Origin of the sequence: Thalassospira sp. MBR-102 (genome assembly GCF_040549275.1) — a bacterium.
Classification (GTDB): domain Bacteria; phylum Pseudomonadota; class Alphaproteobacteria; order Rhodospirillales; family Thalassospiraceae; genus Thalassospira; species Thalassospira xiamenensis.
In genome coordinates this window covers 38,248-64,058 of the sequence record NZ_JBEPTC010000008.1, presented here as the reverse complement: position 1 = coordinate 64,058, position 25,811 = coordinate 38,248, and the positions used below count along the sequence as shown (strand labels likewise).

Here is a 25,811-nt window from a genome sequence, read left to right as displayed (position 1 = left end):
GCGATGTTCTGCGCTTTTGATGCCAATCGCATCGCAATCCGCGATTCATCGGGACCAAGCTGCTGTTTAACCCGTGATGTTGATCGGGTCGATGGCGTGATTGTCGATCAGGCGGGCTTTGCCAAGATGGGCGGCGACAAAGACGCGGCTACGTTTGCGCACCCGATCTTCGACCCGTTCAAGCGTGTCTGCGTCGCGGATTTCAAGGTAATCAATCGATTTGAAACCGGCGTTCAGAATATCTTCGCGTCCCTTGGACAGAAGCGGGGCGATTTCCGCTCCTGTTGCCGCGGCTTTGGTGATTTCGCCCAAAACCCGGTCAAGTGTCGGGGCAATCGCGCGTTCTTCCGGTGTCAGATAGCGGTTGCGCGATGACATCGCCAGCCCGTCATCTTCGCGCAGGATCGGTGCGCCGATAATTTCGACCGGGATGTTCAGGTCGGTGGTGAAACGGCGGATGACCATCAGCTGCTGATAGTCTTTCTGGCCGAATATCGCGCAATCGGGCAGGGCTTGCAGCAGAAGTTTGGTGACGATCTGGGCAACGCCGTCGAAATGGCCGGGGCGGGAAGCACCGCACAGGACGTTGGTAAATGATCCATCGACGCTGACACGGGTGGCAAAGCCTTCGGGATACATTTCTTCGACCGAGGGGGCAAAGCACAGCTCCACCCCGGCGGCATCGAGCATTTTCTGATCGTCTGGCAATGTACGGGGATAGGCACCGAAATCCTCGTTCGGGCCAAACTGCGTCGGATTGACGAAAATGCTGACAATGACGCGGTCGGCGTGATTGCGGACATGATCGGTCAGGCTGATATGACCGGCATGAAGAGCACCCATCGTCGGGACCAGTGCCACGCGCAATCCTTCTGCGCGCCACCCGGCAACAACCGCGCGCAGTTCTGCAACGCTGTGAACGGTTTTAAGCGTCATGTTCGTCTTGTCGATCGTCTGTTGGGCAAAAAGGTGGCACCGTTATTTTACGGCGCGCAATTTGCCGGGTTTGGTCACGCCAAAGCAATGATCGTCGGTCGGGAACTGACGGTTCCGGACTTCGGTGGCATAGCTTTCAACCGCTTTGGAGACCTGATCGCCCAGATCGGCATAGCGTTTGACGAATTTCGGGGTGAAATCGGAAAACAGGCCAAGGATATCCTCGGTCACCAGCACCTGCCCGTCGCAGGCAACAGATGCACCGATGCCAATCGTCGGAATGTCGATTTCCGTGGTGATAAGCCGTGCAACGGCCTCGACCGTGCCTTCGACAACCACTGAAAATGCACCGGCTTTGGCGACGGCCTTGGCATCGGCAATCACCTTGGCAGCAGCTTCTTCGCCGCGACCCTGGCTTTTGAAGCCGCCCATGGTGTTGACCTGCTGGGGCATCAGGCCGATATGGGCCATGACGGGAATGCCCCGCTGGCTGAGGAATTCGACGGTGTCAGCCAGTTCGGCGCCACCTTCGAGTTTCACCCCCGCGCATCCGGTTTCGGCAAGAATGCGCGATGCCGTGCGAAAAGCCTGTTCTTTGGATTCCTGATAACTGCCAAACGGCAGATCGACGATCACGCAGGCGTTGGAACTGCCGCGCATGACGGCCTTGCCGTGGTTGATCATCATGTCGACGGTGACGGCAAGGGTGCTTTCCATGCCGTACACAACCATGCCCAGTGAATCCCCGACCAGCAGAAGATCGCAATGCGGGTCAAGGCGTTGCGCCATCGGCGTGGTATAGGCCGTCAGGCAGACAATCGGTTCTGCACCCTTGCGGGCGCGAATGGCAGGAACCGTGATGCGGCCCTGTTTTCTGGTGGTGGCACTCATGACGTTTCTCCCCCGGTGTTACCGGATCTGGCTGCCCGATCTGTGTCAGGCGTGCCGTCATGTTTACAATATGATGACCATTTGCGGGAACTGTTTTTTCGCAATCGCGAAACAGGCTTTTGGTCGAATAGCCTTTAACAGGAAGGGTTCCCTATTGTTGCCGCAGGATATTCCGTCCATTTCGGGATTTGTTGTGCAATTGCACAACGCAATCACAAACCTTCGGCAAGATCTTCAAGCATATCAATGCCGACGGCTTCGATATGGCGATTATCCTTAAGCGTGATCGTTGCTTCCTTGCGCAGCTGCGTCAGGGTGCGTGAAACCGTTTCGATGGTCAGGCCAAGGTAATCGGCGATGTCCGAGCGGCTCATCGGGACCTGGATCATGTCGCTTTCCTCGCCGCGATGTTCCTGACGGCGGGCCAGCATCAAAAGGAAGGACGCAACCTTTTCCTTGGCCGTCTTGCGACCCAGCAGCAGCATCTGATCCTGTGCGGCGGCAAGTTCGTCAACCGCCATGCCCAGCATGCGTTTTTCAAGACGCGGGAATTCGTCAAACAGCTTTTCAAGCTTTTCGCGCGGGAAACGGCAGGCGGTTACCGGCTCGATTGCCTCGGCGGTGTAGCTGTATGTGGTGTTCAGCGCCAGACCAAGGAAATCACCAGGGAACAGGAAACCGGTGATCTGGCGGCGGCCGTCGCCCAGAAGTTTGTATAGTTTTACCGAACCCGACGTGACGTTAAACACGTAATCGGCATCTTCGGCTTCGTGGAAAATCGTGCTGTGCGGATCGAACTGAACATGGGTCAGCATCTGGCGCAAACGATCATGCTCCGTGCCCTGCAAAGAAGAGCAGAAGGTCAGGTCCTTGATTCCGCAGGCCTCACAAAGCTGGGAACGGACAGACATGGCAAACTCCGGAGCTACATGTACTTAAGATGTCAGATTGGAATTAATCTATGCGATCTGACTGCATCAGTTCAAGCGATACTAACGTTTGTCTCCGTTGTTTTTCGTATGGCTGTCCTGCGGTTGCTGTTCATCGTCATCAAAAAGGATGCGATTGGCGGCTCCTTCCATGTCATCGAACTGCCCCGATTTAAGCGACCACAGAAATGCTGCCAATCCGAGAAGCCCCAGAAACAGGGCGATTGGTATCAGAAGTAATAGGTTGCTCATACTGACGGCGCTCCTGCCTCTTGGGCATGTACGGGGAGGGCGGAAGGATCTTCAGCCCGTTGTTTGTCTGTTCCAGATCGCAGGCGCAATGCGTTGGCAATCACAATCAAAGAGGATGAAGACATCGCAATGGCGGCAATCAGTGGTGTGACCATGCCCGATACCGCCAATGGAATCGTGATCAGGTTATAGGCAAATGACAGGGTGAAATTCTGTCGGACAAGCCGGTCGGATTTCCTGGCAACGTCGATGGCCTCGATCACGGCCGAAAGGCGGTCGCCCTGAAACACGATATCGGCGACATTCTGGCTGATTTCGGCTGCACTTGCCGGTGACATGGATGCATAGGCTGCGGCAAGGGCCGGCGCATCATTAATGCCGTCACCGACCATCAGGTCACATTTGCCATTTTCGGCGCGACGGGCGATTTCGTTTGCCTTGTCCGCCGGTGAAAGCTGCGCCTTCCAATCGCGAATGCCCAGTGTTTCCGCAAGTCGAGCAACCGTCACGGCCCGGTCCCCCGATAGCAGCGATATGTCAAAACCACGCGAAGACAGGGTTTCGATGACCTGTTCGGCATCATGACGCGGGGCATCGTGGAAAACAAAACGGGTTGCGGCCCGGCCCGGTTCCTGCAACCACATTTCGGGGCCTGCAATGTGGCTGGACAGGTCGGCATTTTCTGCAATACCGCAAAATGCACGGCTGCCCAATCGGACCGTGCCGCCGGGCAATTCTGCTGAGAGTCCCTGGCCGGGATGTTCCGAAACATTGGCGATTGGCGTTACATTTCCGGCGGCCCGTACAAGGGCACGCGACAGTGGGTGGGTGCTATTGGCCGCGATGGATGCAGCCAGTTCAAGCGCAGTGTCATCGTCCGGATTGGAGATCAATTCGGGCTTGCCGGTGGTCAATGTGCCGGTCTTATCAAAAATGACACCGCGAATACGGGTCAGTCTTTCAAGGGCCGTGGCTGATTTGACCAAGATACCAGCGCGCAACAGCCGCCCGGTCGCAATCACCTGAACAACCGGCACGGCAAGGGCAAGGGCACAGGGGCAGGTGATGATCAGAACGGCAATCGCATTCATCAGGGCATCCTGCCAGCCAATCCCGCCAATCAGCCACCAGCCGAGAAATGTCGTGCCCGAAAGAAGGTGGACCACCGGGGCATAGGATTTGGCGACACGGTCGGCAAGGGCGACATATCGGGCGCGTCCCTGTTCGGCGTTTTCCATCAACCGGACAATTTCAGCCAGAAGCGTTGTTTGACCGGTCGCAGTAACGCGGATGCGCAACGGGGCCGATATATTGGTTGTTCCGGCGAAAACGGTTGTGCCTGGTTTGGCGGTGTTCGGGGTGCTTTCCCCCGTGATCAGGCTGGTATCGATATCCGATTGACCATCAAGGATTTCACCATCAATGCCGATCCGCTCCCCCGCTGCCACCAGAACGATCATGCCCGGTTTGGCCTTGTCCGGTGCGATCAGTCGGCGGGTGCCATCGTCAGCCAGAACCGTGACCGAGCGCGCATTTAGCGATAGCAGATGTTCGGCGGCTGATCGGGCCTGACCACGGGCGCGGCTGTCAAGATATCGGCCAACCAGCAGGAAAAACAAAAGCGTTATGGCAGAATCGAAATAGGCATGGGGGCCGCCGCGCATGGTTTCGGCCAGGCTCATGCCAAGGGCAAGAATGACCCCCAGGCTGATCGGCACATCCATATTGACCCGGCGATTGCGGATCGCACCCCATGCGGACCGGTAAAACGGCATTCCGGCATAGATGGCTGCCGGAAGGGCAATCAGGGCCGATATCCAATGGAAAAGATCGCGGGTTGCCCCGCCCATTCCCTGAAAATATCCGGCCCAGACAGAAACCGACAGCAGCATGACGTTGCCCGCGGCAAATCCGGCAACCGCCAGACAGCGCAGCAATTCGCTGTTGCGGGCCTGTGTTGCCTGTTCTAGCGCTGCGGGATCGAACGGGATCAGCCGGTATCCCATCTGCAGAACCGGTTTAACCAGTTCATCCACATCGGCAATGTCACCGTTCCATGTCAGCCGTAACCGACGGGTGGTCATATTGACGCGCGCATGCAGGACAGACGGATTTTTTTGCAGCAGGGTTTCGATCAGCCAGACACAGGCCGCACAATGTATGCCATCCACCATCAGGTTAAGATGATGAACGCCTTCGTCGTCGGTGCTGACAAGATCGGTGAAATTAACCGCAGCGATTTCATCGCTATCAGGGCGCAATGGCCGGGCTTTGGGATCGATGCTTCGGCGGCTGTAATAGGATTTAAGACCCAGATCGCCCAGAAGTTCAAACGCACCTGCACATCCCCGACAGCAAAAATCAGGCCCGACCGGTGACATCGAGGTCACCGGATCTCCACAATGGCGGCAGGTGGTTTGGGGGGTCATGGTTTTACGACAACGGTCTCGACAGTCTGATAATCATCACCAAGGGCGTGCGCAATGGTCCGGATTTCCCAACGGCCATAAACCGGGAACGCGGCACTTGCCCGATATTCCCCGGGCGCGATTTCCGCCATTCGCACGGTCTGGTCAAGATCGTCACGGTCCGAACGCCGCAAAACGATTTCCATTTTGGCACCGCTGATCGGTTGGGAATCGCGATCCCGGAACAGGACAGTAACCGTCGCAGACTGATTGATCAGCCCCTCGACCGACAGTTTGCTGCGCCATCCCAATTCGGCCTGACGCTGCGCGCCCGACATTGCGGCGTTATAATTGTTGCCTTCTTCGAAGGCGTGTTTGGTGACAAGCCCGTTCCAGCTTGTCATTGAAAACGTGATCAGCGAAATGTTGGCGATCAGCATGATCGCGAAACCGCCAACAAAGTACCACGGGATCAGGCGATCCGATTTGCGCGGACCCGCAACAGAGGATGGTGAGGTTGTGGTCTGGGTCGTCATCTTTCTATCTCCTGTCCGGCGCAATAGGGTCGGTGGCCGGATCGTCAGGCGGGTGTCGGTTATTTCGGACCGGCAAACACGGTATCATAAGTTTCGCGAATATTGTCCTTTGGATCGGTCACGCTGAACTCGAACGGTGTGGCTTCGCCGTCCAGTGCTTCTGGATCGGCCGCAACAAAGACACGGAAACTGCCAACGCGGTCCGGGGCAACATCCAGGCTGAATGTGCCATCCTGGTTAGGTGTCAGACCGATAACCTGAAAATCGGTGGCAACAAGCCCTTCGATTGCAAGGACATAGGTTTTGGCAGCCTGTTCCTTGTTCAGGACCTTTAAGGTGTAGCCATTCCGGACATCACCATCGGACAGTCGGACGAATATCGGGTTGCGATCCCGCAAAACGTTGACTTCAAGTGTCGTGCGATTGAACAGGCCAAAGGCCATCACGCCTGCGACCAGCATCACGATGATCGAATAGAAAATGGTACGCGGCCGGACAATGCGGATTTTGGTCGCCTTGCCATGCGCACGCAACTGGCTGTTTTGCACCGAATCAAACCGGACCAGATCCCGCGGGAAGCCGACCTTGTCCATCATTTCGTTACACGCATCGATACACAGGCCACAGCCGATACATTCCATCTGCAATCCGTCACGGATATCGATCCCCGTCGGACAGACGTTAAAGCAGGCATAGCAATCAATGCAGTGGCCGACTTCCGGCACTTCGCCGCGGACAAGGTTCTTGCGCTTGATCGGACCACGCGGTTCGCCGCGCCAGCCTTCATAGGTGACGATCATCGACTCGTCATCAAGCATCGCCGACTGGAAACGCGGCCACGGGCACATATAGGTGCAAACCTGTTCGCGCGCCCACCCGGCCAGCAGATAGGTCGAAAAAGTCAGGAACGCGATGGTGACATAAACACCCAGTGACGCATCACCGGTAAAGATATCGACCATGACCGTCGGCGCATCGTGGAAATAAAGCACAAACGCACCGCCGGTTGCCGCGGCAATCACCAGCCATGAAAGATGGGTCGCGCCGATTTTCCAGACTTTTTCGAATGTCCAGGGCGATTTGTCCAGACGCATGCGCGCATTGCGATCCCCCTGGATATGACGTTCGACCAGCATGAAAAGATCGGTCCACACCGTTTGCGGACAGCCATAACCGCACCAGATACGGCCAAACAGCGACGTTGCCAGAAACAGACCGATCGCGGCAAGGATCAGAAGGCCGGTGATATAATAGACTTCCTGCGGCCAGATCTCGATAAAGAAGAAATAGGCGCGGCCAAGATCCATGTCGATCAGCACGGCCTGATCCGGTGCCGAAGGTCCGCGGTCCCAGCGCAGCCAGGGAACAATCCAGTAAATGGCAAGCAGAGCGACCAGTGCAAACCATTTCAGGTTACGGAAACGACCCGAGACCCGTTTCGGATAGACCTTGTCGCGGGTTTTATAAAGTGGCTGGTCGCGGTCATCTTCCGGCAGTGTATCGTTTTGCGGGATCGGATGTGCGGGATCGGGCTGTTGCAAATGGGGCATGGCCATTGTCGCTACCTGACTGTTGGGCCGCATCGCCGATAACTGCTCTCTTGTGGCTTTGGGGCCACCAGTTATCTGCATGGTGCACAACATGGCATGCGGCATGCCATGTCGGATTAGGATTATTCAAATTGCAGTGCCAACATACGAAAAACCCGCCGCACCCCACCATGACACAAATCAATTTTTGATCAGATCACAGTGTATAAAGGTGCGGCGGGCAGAAGATTTTAAAGGTTACTGACCGCCACCAAGCGAGTGGACATAAACCGTCAGCATCTTGATGGTTTCTTCGTCAAGACGACCACCCCATGCAGGCATGACGCCACCACGAGAATTGGTCACGGTTTCGGTAATGGTTGCGGCATCGCCACCATACAGCCAGATCGCATCCGTCAGGTTCGGTGCCCCCAATTCCTGAACACCCTTGGCGTCTTCGCCATGGCAGGATGCGCAGTTATCGGCGAAGACTTCCATGCCGCGGGTTGCTGCGGCCTTGTCGGTTTCGCGTCCGGTAAAGGACAGGACATACTGAACAACATCATTGATGCCTTCGCGTTCCAGTATCTCGTCACGACCAAAGGCAGGCATTGCATTGAAACGCGTATCGTCATTGGCATCCCAGCGGACACCGACATGCAGCGTTTCATTGATGGTTTCAAGCGAACCACCCCACAGCCAGTCATCGTCCTGAAGGGATGGGAAGCCCGGGTTGCCCGAACCGCCGGTGCCATGACACGGTGCGCAGTTTTCTGCGAACACGGCCTTGCCACCTGCCATCGAGAAGTTCAGCAATTCGCTGTCATTAACGATTTCATCCAGATCCAGTGCTGCCAGACGCTCCATATACGGTGCGCGTTCGGCGGCAACATTGGCCATGGTTTCATGCAGTTGGGTCCGGTTGGTGGTTTCGAACATACCGGTAAGGTAGCTCGTTGCCGTCGGCCAGGACGGATAAACCACCCAATAGCCGACCGACCAGACGATTGTGGCCCAGAAAACATAGACCCACCAGGACGGCAGCGGTGTATTCAGCTCTTTGATGCCATCCCATTCATGACCGGTGGTTTCGTGACCCGAAACCTGGTCTTTTTCGACATGTGTCGACATAGCTCGGTTCTCCCCCTATTCCTCATCCCGAAACGGAATCCGGGCATGCTCTTCCATGTCTTTCCGGCGCTTTTTGCTGGGCCACATGACCCAGGCAATGATCGCCCCGAAAAGCAGCATCAGCCACAGACCCCACAAGGGTCGGAAAAAGTCAGCGAGTTGCGTAAAGAATTCCATGACGTTCCCCTTCGCCTTAGCGCAGGTTCAGTTGCGGGTTGTAGGTGGTGAAATCGACCATGCGACCCAGGACCTGCAGATACGCGACCAGCGCATCCATTTCGGTCAGTTTCGCGGGGTTTCCGTCAAAGTCACCGGTTGCCGCATTCGGATAACGTGCAAGGAGTTCATCGTAATCCTCGTCCGCCATCGCCTGCAGATACAGGTCGGCCTTGGCATTCTCGATCTGCTCGTCGGTATAAGGAACACCAACCATTTTAAGCGTTTCAAGATGGGCCTGGGCGTCATCGAACTTCAATTCGCGTTCCGCCAGGAACGGATAGCCCGGCATGATCGATTCCGGCACGACAGAGCGCGGATCTTTCAGGTGGGCAACATGCCAGTCGTTGGAATATTTGGCTCCAACGCGGGCAAGGTCCGGTCCGGTACGTTTCGATCCCCACTGGAACGGATGGTCATACATCGATTCCGCGGCAAGGCTGTAATGGCCATATCGTTCGACCTCGTCACGGAACGGACGAATCTGCTGGGAATGGCAGTTATAGCACCCTTCGCGGAGATAGATGTTGCGACCCGCCTGTTCGAGCGGTGAATAGGGACGGACCCCTTCGACCTTCTCGATGGTCTGTTCCATCGTGAACAACGGCACGATTTCGACAATACCACCGATGATGATGGTCAGGAAAATCCCGAGGATGAGAACAAAGACGTTCTTCTCAACAATGTGGTGTTTTTTCAGAAGCATTTTTCACATCCCCCTTATTCGGCTGCTACGGTAGCAGGTGTGCCGATCGGTGCTTCGCGACGCAGATCACCCTTGATCGTCTTGTAGACGTTCCAGACCATGATCAGCGATCCGAGCAGGAAGAGCAGGCCACCGGTTGCACGAATGATGTAGTAGGGGTGCATTGCTTCAACGGTTTCGATGAAGGAATACTGCAGGAAGCCAAGATCGTCGTAGGCACGCCACATCAGGCCCTGCATGATCCCCGAAACCCACATCGACGTGATGTAAAGAACGATACCGATGGTACCCAGCCAGAAGTGATAGGCAACCAGACGCATCGAATAGAGGCGTTCACGATGCCACAGGACCGGGATCAGGTGATAGATCGCACCGAAGGAAACGAAAGCCACCCAGCCAAGCGCGCCGGAATGAACATGTCCGATGGTCCAGTCGGTATAATGCGACAGGCCGTTGACGGCCTTGATCGACATGACCGGGCCTTCGAAGGTCGACATGCCATAGAAACCGACGGCAGCAACCATGAAGCGCAGGACAGGGTCGGTACGCAGTTTGTCCCAGGCACCCGAAAGCGTCATCAGGCCGTTGATCATCCCGCCCCAGGACGGCATCCACAACATGATCGAGAAAGTCATGCCAAGGGTCTGCGCCCAGTCAGGAAGGGCCGTGTAGTGCAGGTGGTGCGGACCAGCCCAGATATAAAGGAAGATCAGCGCCCAGAAGTGAATGATCGACAGGCGATAGGAATAAACCGGACGTTCGGCACGTTTCGGAATGAAATAGTACATCATCCCAAGGAAGCCGGCCGTCAGGAAGAAGCCCACCGCGTTATGGCCATACCACCACTGCGTCAGCGCATCCTGCACACCCGAGAACAGCGAGTAGGATTTGGTCCCCATGAAGGAAACCGGAATCGCCAGGTTGTTGCCCAGATGCAGCATTGCGATCGTCACGATAAAGGCCAGATAGAACCAGTTCGCAACATAGATATGCGGCTCATGACGTTTCAGCAGGGTTCCGACGAACATCGCCAGATACGCAACCCACACCACGGTGATCCAGATATCAACAAACCATTCCGGTTCGGCATATTCGCGACCCTGGGTAACCCCCATCACATAGCCGAGTGCGGCCATGACGATGAACAGCTGATAGCCCCAGAAAACGAATGCCGGAAGCGCCTTGCCGCCATAAAGCGGCGTGCGGCAGGTCCGTTGCACGACATAGAACGACGTTGCCAGAAGGGCGTTACCGCCAAAGGCAAAAATCACCGCCGAAGTATGCAACGGCCGCAGGCGACCGAAATTCAGAAATTCATTATCGAAATTAAGCGCCGGAAATGCGAGCTGCCAGGCGATGAAATCGCCCGCCAGAAATCCGACGACGCCCCAAAATACGGTCGCCAGTGCGCCCCAGCGCACAACGTCCATATTATAATTAACAGCAACTGGCGTTGATGCTGTCTGTGCCATGCTCCCCTGGCTCATGCTTGACTCCCGTTCAAGGTGTTCGGGTGAGTTGTCCCCAATCCGATCGGTCAACTCCATCAGTCCCGGCGGTGACCGGGTGCGACACATGTCATTCCCTTGCCACCTGCACCAAAAGCCCCACCGCTGCCGTGATGCGCTTTTGGCAGCATCACATGCAAAACGGACGAGGCTTTCGATTGTCAGGTGATTATGCGGGTTGAAGCCTTACGCGCCATTGATCCACGTCAATATTGGCTCGGAAAACCGCAGAACCCCTCAATCTCAAGACAAAGCTCGCCCGCATTGCGGGACAATTGATTGCTAAGCGTGTTTATGCGCGTTTGGGTCTGTAAAGGTGTTGATACAGGTCAAGGTCAACACGAAATCTTTGCGCCATGATTGCTGAAAATCGTGGGAAGAGTAACAATCATGTCAACAACCTATCAGGCAAGACCCCTAACACATCACACGGCGGATATGACTTTTCCGCTCGTGCAGATGATGCAGACCGGTCTTACGTTTGAGCGCTGGCGTGAATTTGTTGCCGAATTCTGCACTGATCGCGCCAATAGCATGATCGGGGCCGGATGCGACGATATCCTGTGGCAACGCCCGCGTGGCATCATCGTGATCGCCAATGAGCGGGGGTATATCCACGGTCTGTTTTCCTATCAGGTGCGTGACGACATGTCCGAGGGACTTGTCCTGCATGTCGACAACATCATGGCCGTCGAGATTGTTTCACGACCTTATGTGCTGGATGCGATGCGCGACGCGATGAACCGGCTGGTTCTGGATCATCATTGCGCGGCGGTTCATGTTTCGGTCGGTGAAATGGAAGAACGCCTGCGCGACTATTTCAGCGGGGCCGGCTTTGTGCCGCGCAAAATCCGTTACTGTGCCCCGGCTGCCCAGCATTGACGGCGCTGACTTTGGTGGACGATATCCGCTGACACCGTTATAAGGCGGTTATGAACGGTATTCCTTTTGTCAAAATGCATGGTCTGGGAAATGATTTCGTTGTCTTTGACGGACGACGCGATCCCGCCGTGCTTGATCTTGATAACGCAACTGCGGCCCGCATCGCCGACCGCAAAACCGGAGTCGGTTGTGATCAGCTGATCGTGATCGAACCCGCCCGCGACGACCTTGCCGATGCCTTCATGCGCATTCGCAACAATGACGGGGGCGAGGTCCAGGCCTGTGGCAATGCCACGCGCTGTGTGGCGAGCATCGTCATGGGCGAACTTGGCCGCAAGGATGTCATTATCCAGACCGTCGTCGGATTGCTTGATGCCAATGGTCTGGCCGATGGTCGTGTCACCGTCGATATGGGGCAGGTCAAGCTGGACTGGCGCGATATCCCGCTGGGTCAGGCAGTTGATACCAACCATATTCCGCTGTCCTTGGGCGGTTTGTCGGATGCGGTCGGGGTCAATGTCGGCAATCCGCATGCGGTGTTCTTTGTTGACGATGCCGAGTCGATTGATATCGAAAAGCTTGGCCCTGTCCTTGAACATCATGAAATGTTCCCCGAACGCGCCAATATTGAGGTTTGCAGCATCATTGGCGAAGACCGGATTCGCATGCGGGTCTGGGAACGTGGTGTGGGGGTGACGCGCGCCTGTGGTACGGGTGCCTGTGCGGCCGGTGTTGCCGCTGCGCGCCGCGGTTTGACCGGGCGGAAAACCGAAATCATTCTGGATGGTGGTCCGCTGACCATCGAATGGCTGCCCGACGATCATGTTCTGATGACCGGGCCGGTCGCGACCAGTTTCTCGGGCTTTTTGCACGGATCCCTTCTGGGACAGCATTGATTGAATTTCTGGTGCCGACCCGCAGGTAGCCTGATGGGTCGGTATCGTTCTGAATGGTTTCCCCGGTTGCACAATGCCTGTTCGTCGGGCAAAAGGGCGCAAACGGGTTCTTCGTTCAACCCATGTCGGGACGCCCCCTCCCGTCTTCTGTGAAACTCAAAAGCAGGTTCAGATAATGGCTGACTTCAATACGCTTGACGGTGTCAATGTCGCTGGCAAGCGCGTTTTGCTGCGCGCTGATCTTAACGTTCCAATGAAAGACGGCGTTGTGGGTGATACCACCCGCATCGAACGGACGGTTCCGGGGTTGATCGAACTGGCGGATGCCGGTGCGAAACTTGTCGTGATCACCCATTTTGGCCGCCCCAAGGGCGAACGCATTGCCGAAATGTCGCTTAAACCGGTTGCCGATGCGCTGGCCAAGCAGCTTGGGCGTCCGGTGAAATTCGCCGATGATTGCATTGGTGCGGCCGCCGCAGACGTCGTGAACAGCCTTAAGGACGGTGAAATCGCGGTTCTGGAAAACCTTCGTTACCACGCCGCAGAGGAAAAGAACGATCCGGCCTTTGTCGCCGAACTGGCAAAGCTTGGCGACATTTACGTCAATGATGCCTTTTCGTGCGCGCACCGTGCCCATGCCTCGACCGAGGGGCTGGCCCATAAACTTCCGGCCTATGCTGGTCGTCTGATGCAGGCCGAACTTGAAGCTCTTGGCAATGCGCTTGAAGCGCCGAAACATCCGGTGATGGCTATCGTCGGCGGTGCCAAGATTTCAACCAAGCTCGATTTGCTTGGCAATCTGGTTGCCAAGGTTGACCAGCTGGTGATCGGTGGCGGCATGGCCAATACCTTCCTTGCGGCCAAGGGTGTAAATGTTGGCAAGTCGCTGTGCGAACACGACCTTCTGGCAACGGCGCGCGAAATTTTTGCCAAGGCCGAAGCCGCCAATTGCGAAATCGTCCTGCCGGTCGATGGTCTGGTCGCCAGGGAATTCAAGGCACATGCCGATCACACGGTTTCCGACATCAACGATGTCGATGCCGATGGCATGATCCTTGATGCCGGGCCGAAAACCATTGCCGATCTGAACAAACGCCTTGAGTCCTGTGAAACGCTGGTCTGGAACGGTCCGCTGGGTGCGTTTGAAATTGCACCGTTCGACACGGCAACCGTTTCCGTCGCCCGGCAGGCGGCAAAACTGACCAAGGCTGGTAAACTTCTGTCGGTCGCGGGTGGTGGCGATACGGTTGCGGCCCTGCGTCACGCCGATGCCGATCAGGATTTCTCCTATGTCTCAACCGCGGGCGGTGCCTTCCTTGAATGGCTTGAAGGCAAGGAATTGCCGGGCGTTGCAGCCCTGCGTGGCTGATCCGCAAACTGCTGATTGTTAAATGCAAGACCCCGCCAATCGGCGGGGTCTTGCTGCTGACAAAGCATTCCCAATCATCCGAAATAAACCACGACGGCGGGAATCCCGTCTCTTTCAATGGGCCATGGATTCCGGGTCTGCACTCCGCTTCGCCCGGCATGACGATTTTGATCAACCGCCAAGCCACTCCAGCTCAGACAAAGCCAACCACCCCCGCTGCCCCCGGTATCGCCAAACGCCACCGACCGGACGGACCACGCCCGGACCCTGCTGTCCCGAACAAAAACTCGTCGCTCTCGGTTGACGCCCGAAACGCACCTCACCCCAAGGGCAACAGCGTTGCTGCATGGCAGGCACACGTCCCGCCTATGATGACCGACCTTTCGGCATCTCCAAACGGATCCATCGGCCCGCTGGCAACCGATCCTGCCAGCCGATCCCCGCCAGCCAATCCCGGCAACCGGGCCAGCCGACCCCGTGCCGATCCAATCCGGGCGCAATTCGGGCCCGCTGATTCTCGGCATTGTCACGCTTCACCGACCGGGCTGAATTGGACCGAACCAAATTGGCCCCGGCTCTCGCTGCCCCGTTCAAACGCCCTTGCCCCAAGGGCACAACTCTCCCGTCATGATAAACCACAGTTTTTCGCAAATATCCGACGGCCTTACGGCCTGATCGCACCACCCCCGTAATGACTTTTCCAAGCGCCATGAACGTCCCTTTGGCGATACCGTCCCCGCCATTTCATCCCGTCAGATCGCTGCCCTGTCATCGTCTCATTCCTGTTTTTGCCGCCCGAAACGCAAAAAACCCGCAAAAGCGAATCACGTTTTGCGGGTTTTGTCTCCGGACCCATTTGTCCTGTTGACTTTATCTTTATGCCACAAGCCAAAGAACAAATCAAGAACTATTTCCAAAAACCCGGAAAAAGTTCCCGGAAAAAGCTCAGCACGGCAAGAAAGGTATATTTTTTAATACCTTGGGTAAGACCATCTTACTCCGCCGCATCGACTTTCAGAACGCCGCGACGGATCTGGTCTTCTTCGATCTGGCTTTGGTCATCGGTTGATTCGTTCAGCGGAATATGGATTTTGCCAAACGCGATGTGATCGCCCGGGCCCCGCCAATCGGCGGGGTCTTTGCTATCCGGGAAGGCTGTTGTTGGCGGTTTGCGCGATGATTGTGTCGCGGTCCTTCAGGAACGCCGCATATCCGTTATCCATCATCGCACTGGCCAGTTCGATATAGACGGCAAACAGGCGTGACAGGGTGTCTGTTTCTTCCGCATCAAGGATCGCCAGAAGTTCAGCCGACCGGGCCTGCCCGGTTTCAAAATGTTCCCATGCGCGTTCCAGCAGAATAGTGCCCAGGCGGTCCAGTTCGTCATATTTCTTCTGCCCGATGGCATTGCGGATTTCGCCAAGCGTGATATCGGCGGCAATCAGGATTTCGGCTGGTATCGTCACCAGCCTGTCCGGGCCTTTGATATCGTCTGGAAGGTCGCGCAGGATATGCACCACGTAACAGAAAATCGCCATGTCGCGCGCATGATACAGCGGTGGATTGGTCAGGGGGGATGTATATCCGATTTCGTTATCGAATCGTGCCGATAGCAGATAAACAAAAATTGATGCCGGGGCGGCGGTTGCCCCCTCGCAATAGGCGATGAAATCGTCCCATTCATCCATCGGGTCTTCGGCAACATCGCGGCGCAATGCATCGGCCAGATCAACCCACGGATCAACTTCCAGATCGCTTCGGCCCAAAGTCAGACGCAGGGCATCAAATACCTGCTGGCTGAGCGGGCCGCTTTCGGGATGGGGGTTATCGCCATCGATCTTGGCAGCCTGGATTTGCTGCTGCCAGTGATCAATCGCAATCAGGGTGTCTTCGCGGGCATAGTCGCGTTCATGATCGGTCAGTTCAAGGAACCCGTCATCGACAATATCGTCGATCACCCGCATCGATGCATAGGCCGCCAGAAAGAAACGCTGCCGTTCCGGGCCAAGGCGCATGGCCGCACGGTAAAGATTGGCATTTTTTGCCGCGGCAAGGTCGTTGCAGGCGGAAAAGGCATCGGCATTCGGCCCGTCTATCGGTGCTGGCATTCTTGTCATGCGGCGTTTCGTCTTTTCCTGATGATCCTTCTAGGAGTCATACAGCCTCGTTCGGGCAGGCAAAAGGGGAATTGAGCATTTCGTAAAAGATCACGGCCAAATTAAGGTGGCCTGATCCTAGAATTCCAGGCGATATCCGGCTGTCAGACCCAGCATCGCGTCAAAGCGATCAAGCGCACCGGTATTCGGATCAGGGGCAAGATCACTGGTCAATCGACCATGTAACCCGATCCAGATATCCTGAAATGGCATATAGGACAGGCTGGCGGCAATGCCCGCATCATCCGTGCCCGAAGGATTGCCGGGATTGCCCGAAAAGTTCTGGCGGTAAAAGCCTCCGGGGTGGTGCGTGGGGGTGACATCAAAATCATTGCGTTGGTCGGTGCCAATGCTTTGCCCGATCGGGCCATTCAGTTCGAAAACCGGGCCAAAGGCAAAGCCCAGATCCGGGCGTGGGGCGTAGCCAATTCCGAACTGGGCCGCAATGCCGTTGTTTGTCGTTGGCTGGCTGTCGATTTCAAACCACAGAAGCGATGGGTCACTTTCCCCATCGGTGGATGGATTGTTCAGGACAATGCCGTGATTTCGACGAGGGGCGAAATAATTGCTCATCCCGCCAGGCAGCGCGGGGGGCAGTATTCCGGGGACCAGTGAATTTGGCGAACTGTCAGTCTGGGGCATGCCAATTGTCACACCGGTTTCATCTGGCGTGGCGGGCTGGATCGACTGGGCACGGGCTGCGTGCGAAAAACCGCCCGTTGTCGCGGCAACGGCAAGAATCGCAACAGACCACGCAATTGGACTTGATACATGCATATCTCGTGTTCCGACAACCTGATCGCAACTGGTGCACATCCCCTTGTGCAAACAAATTCTGGATGTTTCCGGCCCCGGTTTGTCAGTCGGCAAGGAACGCCTTGATGGCTTTTATCTGTTCCTCGTCATTCAAATGGGGTGCATGTCCGCAATTTGCTACAGTTAAAATCGGCATTTCCGGTTTTTGTTCCCGCATTTTTTCGACAATGGCGGGGGGAATCAGATCAGATTTCGCACCGCTGATCAGCATCACCGGGCAAGAAATAGCGTTGAATTGATCCCATGCATCAAAAGAATCAATATGTTCGGCAAAGACGCGCATGACTTCGGGATCATAATGCATCATGAAATTTCCGTTCGGCAGACGTCGCACCGAGCGCGCGGAAATAAATGACCATGTAGCTTCGTCGGTGATGCCAAACGGCGCATAGATCAGTTTGACGATTTCTTCGACATCATGGATCGTTTCAAATTCCGGGGTGGCCCCAACATAGGATTTGATCCGTGCGACTGCCGCAGTGTCAAGTTCCGGTCCGATGTCATTTAAAACCAGCTTTTCGATCCATCCGGCGGCTTCGGCGGTCATGGCAAGCCCGATCAACCCGCCCATTGACGTTCCGATCCACTTGCAGCTTGAAATCCTGAAATGTTCAAGCATTTCGAAGGTCTGTGCGACATAGAAGGGCAGGGTATATTCCCGGTCGGGATTCTTGGCCCATCCCGAAAGCCCGCGTCCGATCATGGACGGGCACAGGACAAAATACGTATCAGTGAAATGCGGCGCGACATGATCAAAATCATCGGCCAGTCGCGCCAGACCGTGGCTCATGACAAGGGCTGGTTTTTGGGGATCGCCCCACGTCCTGACATGAACTTCATAGCCGCAACAGGGAATAAAATGGTCACGGAAGGCGGGCATGGGGTGCTCCGTTTGTAATGCCCGCCAATAGAGACTTTAGCGTCGAATTTATGCGTCGCGTTTGCGGGCGATCATGAATAACCGGTTGAATGGAAACAGTGTGACGCCATCATCACGCGGCGGATAGACCTGTTTCAAGCGGGTTTTGTATTTTTCACAAAATGCGGCGCGCGCATCATCATCGGGCAGGGCGGCAAGAACCGGGCGCAAGGCGGTCGATGATGTCCAGTCGAAAACGGGGTCTTCCCCATGCAGGACATGGCAATACTGGGTCTGCCACAGGTCAATGGCGTCGCAATCGATGGACAGGACATCAAAATAGTCGCCCGGTCGCATGATCCGGATTTGCTGGGTCGCCCCGGCAACCGCATCGCGCCATTCAATTCCGGCTTCGCCAATCAACTGATGACTGGGTGCAAGGAAATTGTTCGGCACCTGAATGGCCAACAGTCCGCCGGGACGCAAAAACCGTGTCAGGCGGGGGAACAGTTTGGCGTGTTCGGGAATCCATTGCAGGGCGGCATTGGAAAACAGGATATCAACGGGGTTATCCGCTTCCCATTGCGCGATATCGGCCTGTTGCCATTCGATATTCTCGTCGCGCTTGGCGGCTGTTTCCAACATTTCTGCCGAAGAATCGATCCCGACAATCTGGACATCGGGATTTTCCGGTGTGCGATACGCCTGATCAAGCAACGCGGTGATGGATCCCGGCCCGCAGCCAAGATCGACAATGTGACGTGGCAAAAAGCCATCCGCCGGTTTGGGCAGACGGGCAATCAGGTCTTTTGCCGGGCGACGACGTTCATCGCCAAACAGACCGTAACGAACAGGATCCCAGTGTGTATTGCTCATACCCTGATCCATAACGTGCCCGGTCCCGAAAGAAAACCTTAAAGGCGATATCTACCGATATCTCGGCGGCAGACCTTATTTATGCCCGTCTTTTTCCAGCTGGTCATAATGTCCCTTGATCAGTGCGAACATGAACAGCACCGCACCAAAGAACAATGCCAGGCCCACAAAATAGGAATATCCATCATGTGATCCCGAAGCATAGAACAGGCCGAAAATCCCCACCACAATCGTCAGAACACCGAAGATCAAGCGATCCGCACCCATCTTAGAACTCCTCTAAACTTCTGATGTATCTTGATTTTCTGCAATCTATCGATTTGAGCGTATTGATCAAGAAATAACGTGGCGTCTTATGCCGTCCCCAAATTTCGAATTCTTTGAGGTACATCACGAAAGATTTCGACAAGTTGCAAATAAACCGGTCTTTTGAACGGTACAATCAGATCGGGCAAAGTTCCGAAATCGGTCCAGCGCCATGCATCAAATTCAGGATGGGGAACATCAATTTTGATATGTTTTTCCTTGCCCGTAAAGTGCATGGCAAACCATTTCTGTTTCTGGCCGCGATACTTGCCGCCAAATGCCTTGCCAATCAGGTGATCGGGTAAATCATAGGTCAGCCAGTCGGGCGTTTCGGCAACGATTTCCGCCTTGTCGGTGCCGATTTCTTCGGACAATTCGCGAAGCGCTGCCTGTTCGGCGGTTTCGCCATCATCTATCCCGCCCTGTGGCAATTGCCATGCGCCTTCAAACCCGATCCGGTTGCCGATCCAGACCTGTCCCTCATCGTTGAAAAGCGCGATCCCGACACAGGGGCGATAAGGCAGGTCTTCTGCGGTCAGCGTTGATTTGTCCGTGCTGCCGGTTTTTATCTTCTGATCCCCGGCCTTCTGATCATCGTCGGCTTTGGCTGCCTTCTTTGATTTGCCGCCCGATTTCTTCGCCATCAATACCCCCTGACAAACCGCATACGGTGGCGGTGTCATCAATTTTCGATTGTTTCACTTTCGCCGTCACCAGTATCGGACGGGGCGGCATCCTTTTGGGCGCGTTCTTCGGCCAATGCGGCGTCACGCCGGGCGGCTTCCGCCTCGTCCGCAGACTGCGGTGTGACCTGCAATTTTGCAAGCGCCGAAACCGGTGCAAGCTGAACGCCCTGGCGGGCAAGTCGTGCCGACCAGTTCCGAAGGCGCTGTATGGTCACCGGATAGGATTGCGCAATTCCGACGGCAACGCCGTTGCTTTTTGCCAGTTCGATCAGATCGTTAAGCCGGGCGTCGATTTGTCGGCGACTTGGAATTTCGTCGATCATGATGTTGCCAACGGCATTCGGACTATCGGCATTCGATGCCAATTGCGCGCCAAGGCTCACGGACCCGGAATTGGTACCTTCAACATACATAAGACCGGTCCGGTCGACGAATTCGATCACCGGACGGATGGCGCTATCGAGGCTTCCGAACTTCGACCCAAGATAACTGACGACACCCGCGTAGCCCGGGAACCGTGCGAGCAACCATTCAAGTCGCACAAGGTTTTCCCCTTCCGGCAGGCTGGTCAAAAGCGCGCGCGGACCGGGATCAGATAGCGGGAAGTCGATCGGCTCCATCGGCAACTGCAAGAATATCTCGTGGCCCATGGCGCGCGCATCGGCGGCGACCTGTTGCAGATTGTTGGCATAGGGCGACAGCGCCAGCGAAATGTTCAGCGGCAAATCTTCGATTGCCGCCTTCGTTCTGGTGCTATTCAGGCCTATACCGGTCACGATGATCGCGACATAGGGCTGGCCTTCAACCCGTTCGAAGGGCCGTTTATAGGCATCAAACGGCGTCGTGCCATCATCGGCAATCCGCGGAATACGACCGAAACTGCCTTCTTCATCCAGACCAGGAAGCGGAGCCGGGCGCAGGGGATCGGGTTCTATCGGCTGATCAAGTGCGCCTTCTTCGGCAAGGGCGGCGAGTTCTTCCGGGGTTGGTGTTGTCGTGCCATCCACTGCGCCCTCCTGACCGGGGGTGCCAACCAGATCTGAAACGCCTTCAAGCTGTCTGGCGATGTCTTCGGCACTTTGCGGATTGTTGGGATCACTAGCGGCTTTGGCCAGTGCTTCCTGCTCGGCGCGCGTGCGTTCTTCGACGTCGCGCACACCTTTGGCGATTTCTTCCTGAAGCTCGCGCTCGGTCCCGGGAACGGCGACGATGGTTTTGGGTGATCCAAGATGAAACAGCCGCCAGCCGGTTTCAGGATCAAGGATCGGGATAAGTCCGACACCCGCCGCGGCAATCGGGCTTAAAAACAGCGCAATGATCAGGAGTTTTGACAGCCACCAGCGCCGTGATGGCGGATGCTTGGGCAGACGTTCCCATTGAACCTCGATCGGCAGCTCGTTAAAGGGAAGATCCTCGTCCGACAGAGCGTCTGAAACATCATCTGTTTCAGGATTGCCCATGTCATCAAGAGGACCCCGTTCCTTCTTTCGGCCAAACCGTAAGGATTTTATGAGTTTCCTGATCACGAAAGGTCAGTCTCTTTCGGTCTGCGGATCGCACCTCACCCTTGCGGGCGGGGTGCGAACAGGGCGATGCCCCGGATCATATCAAGTGCACGGGACAGCTGATAATCTTCCAGCGCTATTTCCTCGGCAGCATTGCGGCGATCATTGGCATCGCTTTCGGCGTTGCTGATGGTTTCATCCTCGTTGCGCAATGCACCATTCAGATCGGCTTCGGATCGGCGCTGGGCGGCTTCGATGCTTTCGACACGGGCCTGCGGGACAATGATGTCAGGCACGATGCCGACTTCCTGGATCGATTTGCCCGACGGCGTGTAATAGCGAGCCGTGGTCAGACGCAGTGCCACATTGCCGGGCATCGGAAGGATTGTCTGAACCGATCCCTTGCCGAAACTGCGTGTTCCCATGATGACCGCGCGGCGGTGATCCTGAAGGGCACCGGCAACGATTTCGGATGCGGATGCCGAACCGTCATTAATCAGAACGATCATGGGAAGTCCGTCGGCAAGATCGCCCGGACGGGCATTGTAACGTTCGGTATTTTCGGTATCGCGCGGGCGGGTTGATACGATTTCTCCCTTATCAAGGAAGGCGTCCGAAACCGAAATCGCCTGATCGAGCAAACCACCAGGATTGTTGCGCATGTCAATCACAAGGCCCTTGATTTCCGGGCCGATCTGGTCGCGCAACTCGGTGATCGCACGTTGCAGGCCGCTAAAGGTCTGCTCGTTGAATTTGGTGATGCGGATATATCCGACATCATCCTTTGCTTCGGATCTAACCGACTGGATCTTGATCACGGCCCGGGTCAGGGTGACATCAAACGGTGCGGTTTCACCCTTGCGCATGATGGTCAGGATAATGTCCGTATTGACCTTGCCGCGCATCATTTCAACCGCTTCGTTCAGGCCAAGACCACGGATCGGTTTGCCGTCGATATGGGTGATGAAGTCACCGGGTTGCAAACCGGCCTTTTCGGCGGGCGTGTCATAAATCGGGGAAATGACTTTGACAAAGCCTTCTTCCATCGTGACTTCAATACCAAGCCCGCCGAACTCGCCGCGGGTATCGACCTGCATTTCCTCGAAATTATCCATATTCAGATAGGAGGAATGCGGATCAAGCGATGTCAGCATGCCGTTGATGGCCGCTTCGATCAGCTGCTTGTCATCGACTTCTTCGACATATTTCGATTTCACCTGTTCAAACACATCGCCAAACAGGTTCAGCAGCCGATAGGTTTCGGCTGATGTTGTTGGTGAAGATTGCGCCAGCGCGGGCGAAGCAAGGCCCAAAGTCATGCCGGTAGCGAGTGCGAATACTGCCAATCGAGAGGTTTTCATCCACTTACCTTGCCGTTTTTCGAGGCCAGCCAGGGAAGCGGATTGATCGCTTCACCGTCATGGCGCATCTCCAGATAGAGTTTAGGCGATAATTCACCCATTATTCCAACAGGTTCACCCGCCAACAAATATTGTCCTACCACACTGTCGAGCCGATCAAAACCAGCGATAAGGCTATGGTATCCTTCGCCGTGTTCGATAATCAAGAGGCGGCCATAGCCACGGAAGGGCCCGGCGAATACAACTTTGCCGTCAAAGGGCGATACGACCTGCGCGTTTGGGCGTGTGTCGATCTCGATCCCTTTGGAATGTGTAACCGCCAGTCCGTCCGGTCCGCGGGACCGTTCACCAAACAATGTAACGACCTTTCCGCTTGCGGGCATACGCAATTGTCCGTGTGCCAGCGTGATCGAACTGCCGACAGAAAGCTCTTCATCATTTGCCGATGGTGCCTTGCTGGCAGGGGCTGTTTTTTCCGCAGGGGTGGCGGGCGGCTCGTTTCTGGCAATTGTCGATGGGGCCGGGGGCGGTTTGGGTTCCGTGCGCTTGGCGATCTGGCGTTCCGGTTTCATGCGGGGTTCGGGAACGCCTTCCGCCCGCTTTTTCAGGCTTTCCAGAAGATCGCCCAATGATTTTGCCTCGGTCGCCAGTTCATTGACGGCGCGCGATGCCATTTTGGCCTCGGCCTCGGTTTCCGAACGCAGTTTGCGCTTTTCGTTAAGCAGGGCGGCCAGTGACTGGCGCTCTGCCTGTAATTCTTTGGTGGCGGTTGCCATTTCGCTGCGGCGCGTGCGGATGTCTTCGCGAAGGGTGCCAATTTCTTCAAGCTCGGCGCGCAAATCGCGCGCATGCTGTTCAACACCGGGCAGGGCGGCCTTTAACAGGATGGCTGACCGCAATGTATCCTGCGGGCTGGTCGGAAGGGCGATCACAGCTTCGGGCGGGGTGGTCGACAAACGCTGCAAGGCCATCAGGATGCGGGCATATTGCCCGGCTTTGTCTTCAAGGCTGGTGGCGGCCCGCTTTTCGCGCACTTCAAGTTCGGCAAGCTGATCTTCAAGATCGGTCAGGGTTGTTTCAAGGCGCTGGGCGCGTCTGGCGACCGAAATGGCTTCGGATTGAAGCGCCTGTTCCTCGGTCCAGAGTTCGCGCGATTTACGCGCCAGGAATTCTTCCTGCTTTTGCTGCTCTGACAGCTGGCTTTCAAGTTTATCAAGCTGACTGTCGACCTTGCGTAGCGACTGGGCAAAAGACGGCGCTGCCCCGCCCGCGATCATGGCTGCAATCACAGCCAGCGCAGGCAGGGCGGTCTTGGAACGCAGATCAGTTCGCAAGAAGCGCATCATTCCCTTTCAAACCCTTGATCAACGGTTTGCCGGACATTTCCGCCGGTTGCGGTAGCCCGAGAAGCTGCAACAAAGTCGGTGCCACGTCGGCCAGGCGACCATTTTCCAGTGTCGCGCCTTCGGGTCCATTCACCAGAATGGTCGGCACCAGATTAAGCGTATGCGCGGTGTGCGGCTCGCCGGTTTCCGGATCCACCATCATCTCACAGTTCCCGTGATCAGCGGTAACGAACATCACGCCGCCCACCGATTTAACCGCATCAACAACCTGCCCAAGGCAGGTATCGACCGCTTCGGCGGCCTTCATCGCGGCGGACAAAATGCCGCTATGGCCGACCATGTCGGGGTTGGCAAAGTTCAGAATGATCGCGTCATAGGTTTCAGCCCTGATCGCCGCCACCAGCTTTTCGGTCACTTCCGGGGCCGACATTTCCGGCTGCAAATCATAGGTCGCGACCTTGGGCGATGGCACCAGAATACGGTCTTCGCCCTCGAAAACCTGTTCTTCGCCGCCGTTAAAGAAGAAGGACACATGCGGATATTTTTCGGTTTCCGCGATGCGCAACTGCTTCATGCCAGCCCTGGAAACGACTTCACCAAAGATATTTGGCAACACCTGCGGCGGATAGATCGCATCCATATATTTTGCATGGTCGGATGAATATTCAACCATACCGGCCTGCACGGCAAATCTGATCGGGGTGCCACGGTCAAACCCGTCAAAGTCCGGTGCGCAGATCGCGGCCAGAATTTCACGCGCGCGGTCGGCCCGGAAATTGGTCATCAAAAGCCCGTCGCCGTCTTTCATGCCGGCATAATCGCCAATCACGGTCGGCAGAACGAATTCATCCGTGGTGTCGGCATCATAGGCTGCCCTGATTGCGGCTTCGGCACTTTCAGCGGTGCGGCCATCGGCGTAATTCTTGCCCTTTACCATCGTGAAATAGGCCTGACTGACGCGTTCCCAGCGATTGTCGCGGTCCATCGCGTAATAGCGCCCGGTGACGGTCACGATTTCAACATTGGCATCACCAATTAGTGCGCGAAATTTTTCAAGGAATTTGGCGGCACTTTTGGGGGCGGTATCGCGGCCATCCAGGTAGGCATGGATTTTTACCGGCACACCGGCCGATGCGATGATTTTGGCAAGGGCCGCCATATGGGCCTGATGGGAATGCACCCCGCCTTCGGACAGAAGCCCGGCGATATGACAGACGCCCCCGCTTTCTTTCAGCTTGGCGATAACCTTTTTGACGGTATCGGTATCGGCGATCGAACCGGTTTTGACAGCCTCGTCAATTTTTGGCAGTTCCTGCATCACAACCCGGCCGGCACCAAGATTCATATGGCCGACTTCGGAATTGCCCATCTGTCCTTCGGGCAGGCCGACATCAAGACCGCAGGCTTTCAGAAAGCCGGTCGGATTGTTGGCATAAAGCGCGTCCCAAACAGGGGTATTGGCCAATGCAACCGCATTGTCCTTGCTTTCCTCGCGATAACCCCAGCCATCCAGAATGCACAGCACCACCGGACGCGGGCGCTTTACGGTATTTGATACAGTCACAATCATAATCCCACGAACTAAAGTACACGAAATAAGGTAAAAGGCTGAATTACCGGTAAAGATGGTTATTATCCGGCAATTTTGCCATCCGTACAAAGACGCCGGGCGCGGTGGGTCCGCCATCAGACGCTGCCAATCATAGCATTT

General features: G+C 55.9%; 24 protein-coding genes. 3 read left to right on the top strand and 21 right to left on the bottom strand.

The features are described from left to right. Positions 1-66: 66 nt before the first annotated feature. From panC to ccoN, 11 genes are all read right to left on the bottom strand, one after another. Positions 67-936: a pantoate--beta-alanine ligase gene (gene panC / locus ABIE64_RS14325; RefSeq protein WP_354377770.1), complete on the bottom strand. Its 870-nt coding sequence runs from the start codon at positions 934-936 to the stop codon at positions 67-69. A gap of 42 nt (positions 937-978) precedes the next feature. After that, positions 979-1,827 (bottom strand): 3-methyl-2-oxobutanoate hydroxymethyltransferase, encoded by an 849-nt coding sequence (gene panB, locus ABIE64_RS14320; protein WP_007089121.1) that lies wholly within the window; start codon positions 1,825-1,827, stop codon positions 979-981. Between the two features lie 212 nt (positions 1,828-2,039). Next, positions 2,040-2,738 carry a cyclic nucleotide-binding domain-containing protein gene (locus tag ABIE64_RS14315; protein ID WP_354377769.1) on the bottom strand — a complete coding sequence of 233 codons (699 nt, stop codon included), beginning with the start codon at positions 2,736-2,738 and terminating at the stop codon, positions 2,040-2,042. 81 nt (positions 2,739-2,819) lie between these two features. Next, positions 2,820-3,008 carry a cbb3-type cytochrome oxidase assembly protein CcoS gene (ccoS, locus tag ABIE64_RS14310; RefSeq protein ID WP_007089119.1) on the bottom strand — a complete coding sequence of 63 codons (189 nt, stop codon included), beginning with the start codon at positions 3,006-3,008 and terminating at the stop codon, positions 2,820-2,822. Continuing rightward, positions 3,005-5,389, bottom strand: a complete 2,385-nt coding sequence (locus tag ABIE64_RS14305; protein WP_503012853.1) for a copper-translocating P-type ATPase — start codon at positions 5,387-5,389, stop codon at positions 3,005-3,007. The genes ccoS and ABIE64_RS14305 overlap by 4 nt, the downstream gene beginning before the upstream one ends. A 44-nt stretch (positions 5,390-5,433) precedes the next feature. Beyond that, complete coding sequence (locus ABIE64_RS14300; protein ID WP_007089117.1) at positions 5,434-5,952, bottom strand: FixH family protein; 519 nt, start codon at positions 5,950-5,952, stop codon at positions 5,434-5,436. A gap of 59 nt (positions 5,953-6,011) precedes the next feature. After that, on the bottom strand, positions 6,012-7,508 hold the full coding sequence (gene ccoG, locus ABIE64_RS14295; protein WP_354377767.1) for a cytochrome c oxidase accessory protein CcoG: 1,497 nt from the start codon (positions 7,506-7,508) through the stop codon (positions 6,012-6,014). Positions 7,509-7,739: 231 nt separating this feature from the next. Then, a complete protein-coding gene (gene ccoP, locus ABIE64_RS14290) occupies positions 7,740-8,612 on the bottom strand; it encodes a cytochrome-c oxidase, cbb3-type subunit III (protein ID WP_341363132.1) in 873 nt (290 codons plus the stop codon). Between the two features lie 15 nt (positions 8,613-8,627). Beyond that, a complete protein-coding gene (locus ABIE64_RS14285) occupies positions 8,628-8,789 on the bottom strand; it encodes a cbb3-type cytochrome c oxidase subunit 3 (RefSeq protein ID WP_007089114.1) in 162 nt (53 codons plus the stop codon). A gap of 16 nt (positions 8,790-8,805) precedes the next feature. Then, the gene (ccoO, locus tag ABIE64_RS14280; RefSeq protein ID WP_007089113.1) at positions 8,806-9,534 is read right to left on the bottom strand and encodes a cytochrome-c oxidase, cbb3-type subunit II; all 729 of its coding nucleotides are present in this window, start codon (positions 9,532-9,534) and stop codon (positions 8,806-8,808) included. A gap of 14 nt (positions 9,535-9,548) precedes the next feature. Beyond that, positions 9,549-11,006 (bottom strand): cytochrome-c oxidase, cbb3-type subunit I, encoded by a 1,458-nt coding sequence (gene ccoN / locus ABIE64_RS14275; protein ID WP_037990692.1) that lies wholly within the window; start codon positions 11,004-11,006, stop codon positions 9,549-9,551. A 474-nt stretch (positions 11,007-11,480) separates the two neighbouring features. Here ccoN and ABIE64_RS14270 point away from each other — a divergent pair, with 474 nt between their 5' ends. The 3 genes from ABIE64_RS14270 to ABIE64_RS14260 all read left to right on the top strand — a co-directional run bounded on the left by ABIE64_RS14270 (position 11,481) and on the right by ABIE64_RS14260 (position 14,189). Further along, on the top strand, positions 11,481-11,924 hold the full coding sequence (locus tag ABIE64_RS14270; RefSeq protein WP_051682292.1) for a hypothetical protein: 444 nt from the start codon (positions 11,481-11,483) through the stop codon (positions 11,922-11,924). Positions 11,925-11,974: 50 nt separating this feature from the next. After that, positions 11,975-12,820 carry a diaminopimelate epimerase gene (gene dapF, locus ABIE64_RS14265; protein WP_007089110.1) on the top strand — a complete coding sequence of 282 codons (846 nt, stop codon included), beginning with the start codon at positions 11,975-11,977 and terminating at the stop codon, positions 12,818-12,820. Positions 12,821-12,995: 175 nt separating this feature from the next. Then, on the top strand, positions 12,996-14,189 hold the full coding sequence (locus tag ABIE64_RS14260) for a phosphoglycerate kinase (protein WP_354377766.1): 1,194 nt from the start codon (positions 12,996-12,998) through the stop codon (positions 14,187-14,189). A 1,142-nt stretch (positions 14,190-15,331) separates the two neighbouring features. Here ABIE64_RS14260 and ABIE64_RS14255 read toward each other — a convergent pair. The 10 genes from ABIE64_RS14255 to gpmI form a co-directional block, all read right to left on the bottom strand. Beyond that, a complete protein-coding gene (locus ABIE64_RS14255) occupies positions 15,332-16,306 on the bottom strand; it encodes a phytoene/squalene synthase family protein (RefSeq protein ID WP_354377765.1) in 975 nt (324 codons plus the stop codon). A gap of 117 nt (positions 16,307-16,423) precedes the next feature. Continuing rightward, a complete protein-coding gene (locus ABIE64_RS14250) occupies positions 16,424-17,122 on the bottom strand; it encodes a hypothetical protein (protein ID WP_354377764.1) in 699 nt (232 codons plus the stop codon). An 82-nt stretch (positions 17,123-17,204) separates the two neighbouring features. Continuing rightward, positions 17,205-18,041, bottom strand: a complete 837-nt coding sequence (locus ABIE64_RS14245) for an alpha/beta fold hydrolase (protein WP_063095359.1) — start codon at positions 18,039-18,041, stop codon at positions 17,205-17,207. A 48-nt stretch (positions 18,042-18,089) separates the two neighbouring features. Continuing rightward, positions 18,090-18,896, bottom strand: a complete 807-nt coding sequence (locus tag ABIE64_RS14240; protein WP_341363137.1) for a methyltransferase domain-containing protein — start codon at positions 18,894-18,896, stop codon at positions 18,090-18,092. Positions 18,897-18,971: 75 nt separating this feature from the next. Continuing rightward, a complete protein-coding gene (locus ABIE64_RS14235) occupies positions 18,972-19,163 on the bottom strand; it encodes a hypothetical protein (protein WP_007089103.1) in 192 nt (63 codons plus the stop codon). Between the two features lie 86 nt (positions 19,164-19,249). After that, the gene (locus ABIE64_RS14230; RefSeq protein ID WP_083379426.1) at positions 19,250-19,846 is read right to left on the bottom strand and encodes an RNA pyrophosphohydrolase; all 597 of its coding nucleotides are present in this window, start codon (positions 19,844-19,846) and stop codon (positions 19,250-19,252) included. A gap of 38 nt (positions 19,847-19,884) precedes the next feature. Then, positions 19,885-21,348, bottom strand: coding sequence for a divergent polysaccharide deacetylase family protein (locus tag ABIE64_RS14225; protein ID WP_354377763.1), 1,464 nt, complete (start codon positions 21,346-21,348; stop codon positions 19,885-19,887). Positions 21,349-21,449: 101 nt separating this feature from the next. Further along, positions 21,450-22,754, bottom strand: coding sequence for a S41 family peptidase (locus tag ABIE64_RS14220; RefSeq protein ID WP_037990521.1), 1,305 nt, complete (start codon positions 22,752-22,754; stop codon positions 21,450-21,452). Next, the gene (locus ABIE64_RS14215) at positions 22,751-24,100 is read right to left on the bottom strand and encodes a murein hydrolase activator EnvC family protein (RefSeq protein WP_354377762.1); all 1,350 of its coding nucleotides are present in this window, start codon (positions 24,098-24,100) and stop codon (positions 22,751-22,753) included. The genes ABIE64_RS14220 and ABIE64_RS14215 overlap by 4 nt, the downstream gene beginning before the upstream one ends. Next, on the bottom strand, positions 24,078-25,670 hold the full coding sequence (gene gpmI / locus ABIE64_RS14210; RefSeq protein ID WP_354377761.1) for a 2,3-bisphosphoglycerate-independent phosphoglycerate mutase: 1,593 nt from the start codon (positions 25,668-25,670) through the stop codon (positions 24,078-24,080). Before gpmI ends, ABIE64_RS14215 begins: the two co-directional genes overlap by 23 nt. Between the last annotated feature and the right edge of the window lie 141 nt (positions 25,671-25,811).

What these genes read in the sequence shown, in the direction of transcription:
- panC (WP_354377770.1), bottom strand. Translation starts at nt 936, where the DNA reads ATGACGCTTAAAACCGTTCACAGCGTTGCAGAACTGCGCGCGGTTGTT.
- panB (WP_007089121.1), bottom strand. Translation starts at nt 1,827, where the DNA reads ATGAGTGCCACCACCAGAAAACAGGGCCGCATCACGGTTCCTGCCATT.
- ABIE64_RS14315 (WP_354377769.1), bottom strand. Translation starts at nt 2,738, where the DNA reads ATGTCTGTCCGTTCCCAGCTTTGTGAGGCCTGCGGAATCAAGGACCTG.
- ccoS (WP_007089119.1), bottom strand. Translation starts at nt 3,008, where the DNA reads ATGAGCAACCTATTACTTCTGATACCAATCGCCCTGTTTCTGGGGCTT.
- ABIE64_RS14305 (WP_503012853.1), bottom strand. Translation starts at nt 5,389, where the DNA reads ATGTCACCGGTCGGGCCTGATTTTTGCTGTCGGGGATGTGCAGGTGCG.
- ABIE64_RS14300 (WP_007089117.1), bottom strand. Translation starts at nt 5,952, where the DNA reads ATGACGACCCAGACCACAACCTCACCATCCTCTGTTGCGGGTCCGCGC.
- ccoG (WP_354377767.1), bottom strand. Translation starts at nt 7,508, where the DNA reads ATGGCCATGCCCCATTTGCAACAGCCCGATCCCGCACATCCGATCCCG.
- ccoP (WP_341363132.1), bottom strand. Translation starts at nt 8,612, where the DNA reads ATGTCGACACATGTCGAAAAAGACCAGGTTTCGGGTCACGAAACCACC.
- ABIE64_RS14285 (WP_007089114.1), bottom strand. Translation starts at nt 8,789, where the DNA reads ATGGAATTCTTTACGCAACTCGCTGACTTTTTCCGACCCTTGTGGGGT.
- ccoO (WP_007089113.1), bottom strand. Translation starts at nt 9,534, where the DNA reads ATGCTTCTGAAAAAACACCACATTGTTGAGAAGAACGTCTTTGTTCTC.
- ccoN (WP_037990692.1), bottom strand. Translation starts at nt 11,006, where the DNA reads ATGGCACAGACAGCATCAACGCCAGTTGCTGTTAATTATAATATGGAC.
- ABIE64_RS14270 (WP_051682292.1), top strand. Translation starts at nt 11,481, where the DNA reads ATGACTTTTCCGCTCGTGCAGATGATGCAGACCGGTCTTACGTTTGAG.
- dapF (WP_007089110.1), top strand. Translation starts at nt 11,975, where the DNA reads ATGAACGGTATTCCTTTTGTCAAAATGCATGGTCTGGGAAATGATTTC.
- ABIE64_RS14260 (WP_354377766.1), top strand. Translation starts at nt 12,996, where the DNA reads ATGGCTGACTTCAATACGCTTGACGGTGTCAATGTCGCTGGCAAGCGC.
- ABIE64_RS14255 (WP_354377765.1), bottom strand. Translation starts at nt 16,306, where the DNA reads ATGACAAGAATGCCAGCACCGATAGACGGGCCGAATGCCGATGCCTTT.
- ABIE64_RS14250 (WP_354377764.1), bottom strand. Translation starts at nt 17,122, where the DNA reads ATGCATGTATCAAGTCCAATTGCGTGGTCTGTTGCGATTCTTGCCGTT.
- ABIE64_RS14245 (WP_063095359.1), bottom strand. Translation starts at nt 18,041, where the DNA reads ATGCCCGCCTTCCGTGACCATTTTATTCCCTGTTGCGGCTATGAAGTT.
- ABIE64_RS14240 (WP_341363137.1), bottom strand. Translation starts at nt 18,896, where the DNA reads ATGAGCAATACACACTGGGATCCTGTTCGTTACGGTCTGTTTGGCGAT.
- ABIE64_RS14235 (WP_007089103.1), bottom strand. Translation starts at nt 19,163, where the DNA reads ATGGGTGCGGATCGCTTGATCTTCGGTGTTCTGACGATTGTGGTGGGG.
- ABIE64_RS14230 (WP_083379426.1), bottom strand. Translation starts at nt 19,846, where the DNA reads ATGGCGAAGAAATCGGGCGGCAAATCAAAGAAGGCAGCCAAAGCCGAC.
- ABIE64_RS14225 (WP_354377763.1), bottom strand. Translation starts at nt 21,348, where the DNA reads ATGGGCAATCCTGAAACAGATGATGTTTCAGACGCTCTGTCGGACGAG.
- ABIE64_RS14220 (WP_037990521.1), bottom strand. Translation starts at nt 22,754, where the DNA reads ATGAAAACCTCTCGATTGGCAGTATTCGCACTCGCTACCGGCATGACT.
- ABIE64_RS14215 (WP_354377762.1), bottom strand. Translation starts at nt 24,100, where the DNA reads ATGATGCGCTTCTTGCGAACTGATCTGCGTTCCAAGACCGCCCTGCCT.
- gpmI (WP_354377761.1), bottom strand. Translation starts at nt 25,670, where the DNA reads ATGATTGTGACTGTATCAAATACCGTAAAGCGCCCGCGTCCGGTGGTG.